This window comes from Sediminibacterium salmoneum NBRC 103935 (assembly GCF_000511175.1).
GTDB lineage: Bacteria > Bacteroidota > Bacteroidia > Chitinophagales > Chitinophagaceae > Sediminibacterium > Sediminibacterium salmoneum.
The window spans coordinates 1,631,538-1,638,827 of record NZ_KI866530.1; the positions used below are offsets into that span (position 1 = coordinate 1,631,538).

7 protein-coding genes and 1 pseudogene are annotated in these 7,290 nt (G+C 39.7%); 4 read left to right on the top strand and 4 right to left on the bottom strand.

All coding sequences use genetic code 11. The features are described from left to right. The 4 genes and pseudogenes from P767_RS16350 to P767_RS0107720 form a co-directional block, all read left to right on the top strand. Positions 1–1,146 (top strand): undecaprenyl-phosphate glucose phosphotransferase (locus P767_RS16350; protein WP_051417227.1); only part of this gene is annotated, 1,146 nt, incomplete at its 5' end. A 16-nt stretch (positions 1,147–1,162) separates the two neighbouring features. Further along, entirely contained in the window at positions 1,163–2,764 is a 1,602-nt protein-coding gene (locus P767_RS0107715) for a capsule assembly Wzi family protein (RefSeq protein WP_216593219.1), read from the top strand. A gap of 223 nt (positions 2,765–2,987) precedes the next feature. Beyond that, positions 2,988–3,104, top strand: a pseudogene (locus P767_RS19150) (type II toxin-antitoxin system HicA family toxin); the annotation flags it as partial. A 1-nt stretch (position 3,105) separates the two neighbouring features. Next, positions 3,106–3,501, top strand: a complete 396-nt coding sequence (locus P767_RS0107720) for a hypothetical protein (protein WP_026764039.1) — start codon at positions 3,106–3,108, stop codon at positions 3,499–3,501. Between the two features lie 26 nt (positions 3,502–3,527). On the opposite strand, the gene P767_RS0107725 is transcribed toward P767_RS0107720, so the two are convergent. From P767_RS0107725 to P767_RS0107740, 4 genes are read right to left on the bottom strand one after another with little or no spacing between them, the layout of a single operon-like run. After that, a complete protein-coding gene (locus tag P767_RS0107725) occupies positions 3,528–4,571 on the bottom strand; it encodes an acyltransferase family protein (protein ID WP_026764040.1) in 1,044 nt (347 codons plus the stop codon). Positions 4,572–4,577: 6 nt separating this feature from the next. Then, entirely contained in the window at positions 4,578–5,567 is a 990-nt protein-coding gene (locus tag P767_RS0107730; RefSeq protein ID WP_026764041.1) for an NAD-dependent epimerase/dehydratase family protein, read from the bottom strand. A 1-nt stretch (position 5,568) separates the two neighbouring features. After that, the gene (locus P767_RS0107735; RefSeq protein WP_026764042.1) at positions 5,569–6,348 is read right to left on the bottom strand and encodes a WecB/TagA/CpsF family glycosyltransferase; all 780 of its coding nucleotides are present in this window, start codon (positions 6,346–6,348) and stop codon (positions 5,569–5,571) included. Next, positions 6,345–7,184: a glycosyltransferase family 9 protein gene (locus P767_RS0107740; RefSeq protein ID WP_026764043.1), complete on the bottom strand. Its 840-nt coding sequence runs from the start codon at positions 7,182–7,184 to the stop codon at positions 6,345–6,347. The genes P767_RS0107735 and P767_RS0107740 overlap by 4 nt, the downstream gene beginning before the upstream one ends. Between the last annotated feature and the right edge of the window lie 106 nt (positions 7,185–7,290).

Below are 7,290 nucleotides of genomic sequence, written 5' to 3' on the forward strand. Positions count from 1 at the left end.
GGCATCACCATTTCTTCCTTGTTGTTTTTCCTAACCATTACCCCACCCTATACCAGAAACTTTATCGGGAATTTTATCGGACTCACTTTTGGGGTTGTTACTCTCAGCAAATATTTGCTCAGAAAAAGTGTACATGCGGCTTTACACCAGGGCAATATGTACGATAATATTTTACTGGTAGGCTCCACTCCTGCAGCGGTAAACTATTATGAAACCATCAACAAGTATTATTACTACGGTTACAAATGCGTAGGGGTAATAGACCACCAACCCACCAAAGTAAACGGCAGTAAATACTTGGGGAAAATAGAACAATTAAAAGAAGTGCTGCAGCAACAGCCCGTAGATGAAGTAGTGATCGGTTTACCCAATACCGAGTACGCCAACATACAGCAGTGCATAGAAATCTGTGATTACCATAAAACCAAGGTTCGCATATTACCCGACCTGCATCAGTATGCATCTGCGGCCATTACCGTAGACAATGTGGGGCTGGTACCTACCATTAGCGTATTGGAATTGCCCCTGGACAAATGGCAGAACAGAATCATCAAACGCGGTTTTGATATTGTTTTTTCCTTGCTGGTTTTTATGACGGTGGGGATTATTCTTTTCCCGATTATTGCTATCCTTATTAAACTCACTTCCAAAGGATCTGTGTTTTTTAAACAGGAACGTTGGGGACTGAACAACGAAAAAATCACCTGCTACAAGTTCCGCACCATGGTGATGGAAAGCCGCGATACCGATGAAAACGGAAAATACAATCAGGCACAAAAAAACGATCCACGTGTTACTTGGATTGGCAAAATATTAAGACAAACCAATTTAGACGAACTCCCCCAATTTTTAAATGTCCTTTTGGGCAATATGTCGGTGGTAGGCCCTCGTCCTCACCCCACTCCGCTGAATATAGAAAGTATGCACACGGTAGAGAATTATATGCTCCGCCATATTGTGTTACCCGGAATCAGTGGCTGGGCTCAGGTGAACGGATGCAGAGGAGAAACCAGAACCCCGGCAGATATGCAAAGAAGGGTGAACCTGGATTTGTATTATATCCATCGCTGGACCTTCTGGCTAGATTGTCAGATTATCCTGCAAACAGTTATTAATATCTTAAGAGGAGATCAAAATGCCTATTAAAAAATGGTTGCTGGTTATGGTTATAGTAACCGGCTCTTTCAGCACGCAAGCACAGATGGTTTGGGAAAACCCGAATCATGAAGTATATAATTATTTAAACCGATTGGCTGCAAAAGGGATTATTGACTTTAGCGATATCATCAGACCGGTGAGCAGGGAAGTCATTGCCAAGCATCTATTAGAATTAGAAAAAAAAGCCAACGAATTAAGCGATATAGAAAAACAAGAAATGCTTTTTTATCTGCAGGAGTTCAGACCCATTGACCCCATCGAGAATGATAAATTTCACCTGGTTAAAAAAGACCCCAACCAAAGAATCAGAGGTTTATTCATCAACCACAAAGATTTTCAACTGAATTTTGATCCCATGGGTAGCTTATCCCATGTAAGCGGAACCGGAAAGAGCTTTACCCAAATGAGCAATGGATTTAATTTCTGGGGTAAAATAAAGAACTGGGGCTTTCAGGTGTACTACAGAGACTATACAGAAACGGGAACCGGTGTTCGCAATTTCAGAACAGAGAGTCCACTAACCGATATTGTTGAATTAACAGGAACAGCCAGACCCAATCGCCAGAATTTTGCGGAAATCAGGGCAAGTGTCAATTACCAGTTTAAAAAGGGATCCATCAGCATTGGTAAAGATATTTTGACTTTTGGTTATGGAGAAAACGGAAGAATTATCCTTTCCGATAAAGCACCCACCTACCCTTATTTACGTTTAGATTACCAACCTTTTGAATGGCTGCATTTTAATTATGTACATGCCTGGTTAAATTCCAATATCATTGATTCCAATGCTACCTACAGAACAGGAACCACAGGAGTGGGTGATTACAGAGACCAATACATACCCAAATATATGGCCAGTCACTCATTGACGTTTAAACCCATCAAGGGATTGGACATTGCCATTGGGGAATCCATTGTGTACAGCGATAAAACCGATGTAGGCTTTTTCATCCCAATCAACTTATTTAAGTTTTACGACAACAACCGCAGCAACTACAATATCAGAGCGGGTTCTAACGGACAATATTTTTTGCAGGTAAGCTCCAGAAATCATTTGAGAAATACCCATTTGTATGGCTCGCTGTTTATAGACGAAATAAAAGTCGGCAGTATGTTCAATAGGGCCAAATCAAGAAACCAGATTGGCTATACGTTAGGGGGTTCTGTTACTGATTTATTTCTACCCTATTTAACACTGGGGGCTGAATACACCCGCGTGAATCCCTTTGTTTATAACAATCTAATTCCTGCACAAACCTATACCCAATACAATGCCAGTTTAGGCGATTGGATGGGATCTAATTTTGACAGGGCAATGCTATTTGCCAAGTTTACCCCCATCCCAAGATTAAAGACTTATCTGCGCATCCAACATATTCGCAAAGGTGGGCCAGGAACCGTAGACCAGCAATACAACGCCGTACCACAACCTCCATTCTTATTCGACTACCAGAAAAAGCGTACAGATATTTTTTTACAAGTGTCGTATGAATTCGTGAACAACCTGCATTTCTTCGGGAACTTGCAGCATATCAGCACCACATTGGCCAATGGCAGCAAGGCTAAAGACAATACCCTACAGCTTGGGTTCAGCTATGGACTATAATAAGATGAAATAATAACTGGGTGGATTACTGCACAATCTGAGTATAAATACCTTAGTATTTTACATTGATTAACATTTTTTTGAAAAATAATTTTTCAATCGGATATTTAATTGATAGTAATTTTACTACCTTTAAAATATTCCTTATTGTAATAAGGATATGAAATCAAACGAGCTACATCGAAAGATCAGGAAAAATAATTGATTATTACATAAGGTAGAAGGAAGTCATTATATATATGAGAAAGAGGGGCAAAAGTACCCTGTTCCTTATCATGGTGCTAAAGAAGTTGGTGTTGGATTATGTAAAAAAATTATTAAAGAAATGAAATTGAAGTAAAATGAAGACCGTCAAAATTATAATAGAAAAAACAAAAGACCAGTATACAGCATATGCTGAAAAAGTAGAGGGGATTTATGGTGGTGGTGATACCGTTGAAAAAGCAAAAGCCTCAATTGAAAAATCAATTCAATTAATCAAAAAACACAATAAAGAAAAAGCCCCGAAAATTTTATTTACAGAATATCGGTTGGTGTACAAATTTGATACACAAAGCTTGTTGAATTATTATAAAGGCATATTTACAAATGCATCGCTGGAAAGAATTACTGGAATCCGACAAAAACAAATACAACATTATGCATCTGGATTAAAAAAACCTAGGCCAGCTCAAAAAAAGAAAATTCAAAATTCATTACATGAGTTAGCAAATGAATTAATGGCTGTTGAACTTTAATCTTTAAAACTTTACGTTTGGTTCAGCTATGGTTTGCGATAAAATAAACTTTCAAAGTATTTGTTAGAGAGCCAGGCAACCCATATGGTAATGGATATGGTTGCTGTGTTAATGAGTAATATTTGTTGGAAGTCACTTAAAACAAAGCCAAACGCGATTGCTTTCTGAAGTATAAACAATACCCCTGTTAATACAATCATATGATAGAGATAAATGCCGTAGGAAATCTTTCCCAAGGCATTCACCCATTTGTTTTGAATGGCCCAGATGGGTTGGTGCGAAATAGTATAGATCAATAAACCACTGATCAGCATAGTAGTAAAGTGATAAGCTAAGGGAGGCAGCAATTCTAAAAGATTGGTAAAAAAGCTAATTACAAACAAGAGTAGTAAGATGATCTGAATAGTAAGTTTTGTAAGCCAATTCAGTTTCTCCTGAATAGCTAGCATTCCAATCAGACCACCAAAAGCGAAATAAAAGAAGAAATTATCAAATTGATAAAAGGAAGGATAAAAATAAAAGACCGCAAAAAGCAAACAAATAGTCCCCATTAAAAAGCGATTCAATTGCTTTTTAAATAGCAGCATCAATGGGGGACATAATAAATAAAATTGCTCTTCTACACCAATGCTCCACAACACACTTAGAATTCCTCCGATATCCGGATAAATGGTTTTAAATACATTGGAAAGAAAGAAAATATTATAAAACAAGGCTTCAATCAATCCATAATCAACAGCAAAAGGAATACCCAAATAGGGCAATAAAAAATGGTATAAAAACAGTCCAACACCTAACACCAAAAGATAGGGAGGCAATATTCTCGCTGCTCTTCGCTTGTAAAAACGCAGAAAATTAATTGTGTTGGTTTCTAATAACTCTACATAGATTAACCGAATAATCAGAAAACCTGAAAGCGTAAAAAAATAAAAAACACTTAGCTCGCCTTTATGAAAAATGGGGGCATCTGCATAATGAGCAAATCCCAATGTTTGGGAAATAGTAGGCACATGAAACAGTACCACAATCAAAGCTAGAAAAAATCGTAGGGCATGTAAATTGGGCAACATACCCAATTAATCTGCTTTCACTAATTCCGGCATTTGCGCATGCACCTGGGCATTGATCCATTGGTAGGTTTTGGTCATTCCATTCACCAAAGGAGCAGAAGGAGCCCAACCCAGTTTTTGCTTAATGAGTTTGTTATCAGAATTGCGCCCTCTTACGCCTGTATGGGCTACATCTATGTTCTTGATGTATAAATTTTTGTTGGCAATTTTCATTACCATTTCCGCCAGCTGATTCAGGGTAATCATTTCTTCGGATCCAATGTTTACCGGACCAACAAAATCAGATTCCATTAATCTTTCAATGCCTTCCAAGCATTCATCAATGTATAAGTAAGAACGGGTTTGCTGTCCATCGCCCCAGACTTCAATGCCATCTCCATCCTGTGCTTCCGCTACCTTACGGCAGATGGCTGCAGGAGATTTTTCCTTGCCTCCGGTGTAAGTGCCTTCTGGTCCAAAAATATTGTGGAAACGGGCGATGCGCACGTCCATATTGTAGTTGCGGTTAAATGCCTGGAACAAACGTTCGCTGAATAGTTTTTCCCAACCGTATTCGCTGTCTGGCATAGCCGGATAAGCAGAATCTTCAGAACACTTAGGATTCTGAGGATCTTCCTGGTTATAGGCAGGGTAAATACAGGCAGAAGAAGAATAAAATAATTTTTTAACCCCTACTTTCAGTGCCTGCTGTATAATATTCAAATTTACCAATGCAGAATTGTGCATTACATTGGCATCGTTATCTCCTGTAAACAAATAGCCTGCTCCGCCCATATCTGCGGCCAGCTGATACACTTCATCAAAAGGAATGTCCAGCACTTTGCGTACCAAAGCCTGATCGGTTAAGTCGCCCACCACAAATTCATCCGCCATGGAAGGACTGTACTCATGCAATTTTAAATCTACCCCACGAACCCAATGTCCTTGTCGTTTTAGCTTTTTCACCAAATGCCCACCTATGAATCCTCCCGCACCACAAACAAGCACTTTCTTCATATTATCTTTTTTTCAGAATGTAAAAATCAACAAATTCTTTAATATTCAGCCAAATGAATAGGGGGACAATTTGGGCGTACCTTTTATACAGTCGTTTAGGTTCCATTAAAAGCCTAAAAAACCATTCCATACCCGCGTTTTGCACCCATTTTGGTGCCTGTTTTACCCGGTTGGTATGAAAATCAAAAGCAGCCCCCACTGTTATGATTGCATTGACTTTTACAAATTTAGTCAATCTTTCGGCAAATTTCTCCTGTTTGGGCGTACTTATTCCTATCCAGACCATATGAGCGCCAGATTCATTGATTTGCTGCCCCAAAATGGCCATTTCCGGGTCTGTCATTTCTCTGAAAGGGGGAGAAAACACGCCGACCACCCGCTTATTGCTGAATTTTTGCGCAACAGCGGCTTTTAATTCTTCACCCACGCCCTCCTTTCCGCCACAAAAAAAGTGGTTGAGTGACAAATCAGCAGAAGCTAACATCATTGCCTTAAAAAAATCGGGGCCATAACAACGTTCCATGGATTTGGCTCCCTTCAACTTCCCTACCCAAACCGTAGGCATGCCGTCTGGCAGGTTGAGCCAGAAATGCTGGAGGGTCTTTTTAAAAACCGGGTCTTTGTGCGCTTCTATGATTCCATGGGCGCCCGTTGCACTAATACAAGCATTTTTGCCGCTATTGGTAAGACATTGTTGAATAACCCATTCAACAGCTTGCTGCATACCCTGGCTAAAAACAGGTATGCCTAAAACAGGGATGGAATTTTTATCTGCACTCATTCAACAGCTAATTCAAAAGTTCTGAATGAAGCATACTGTTTGTTTTTGATTACAAAGGGAGTAGCAAAAGATAAATGATACTGATTGGGGTACAACATAAAATGCGGTTTTTGCAAAAGCTGACAAATATGGGCTTGCGCACTATCCGGACAGTACACAAAATCATGCGATTGTATCAGGTTGATTAAAGCCTCAAAACTGCTGTACTGAACGGTTTGCTGCATCTGATCATCCTTTGTTGGAAAATGGTGGGGGGATGCAGACCCAAATAAACCAACCGTAGTTTGTGCGTCCGAATGTTTTTGCTGGATGGCTGCGATGCACTTATCCGGCAAATTCTTTTTGGCTTGTCTGGAACTGGGAAGAATTAAAATCTTTTGGACAGTTGGCATTTGCATTGAAGGTAGTTCTACCTTAAAAAAGGTTGCATAATCGCCATACACCGTTTTGCCTTGTGAAATTGCTTCTAATTTTTTATGCACCAATGGCTTTAACCAACTCAGTCTTGCAGCCTGTTCCAGATAAATTGTTTCATTGGGTTGGTCCTCTATTCTGGCTTTTAGTTTTTGTACCTGTTGTATGGTTTCCATTCCCAGCAACTGTTTGTTGGTAAAGAAACGTAGTAAAGAGCCTTTGATTCCCATATCTACAAACTCAATGGGGAGAGATGAGATTGCCCCCAACTTTATAAAGGCCTTATACAAGGGAGCGAGATGCGAAGAAGCGATTATTTTAAAGGCTTGATTTTGCGAAAGGGCGGCATTTGCATGAGCAATCAAAATGGTAAAATCTCCATAAGCCCTAGCTGCCACTATTGTTGGTGATGCCTCTTCCATTCAACTGTTTTTTTCTATTTCCCGAATCAGGTACCAATAACTGAACCAGAAGCTGGTGCCCAGGAGGGCCAGAGTCGTGGGAGGCAAGGCACGACAGGGGGATAGG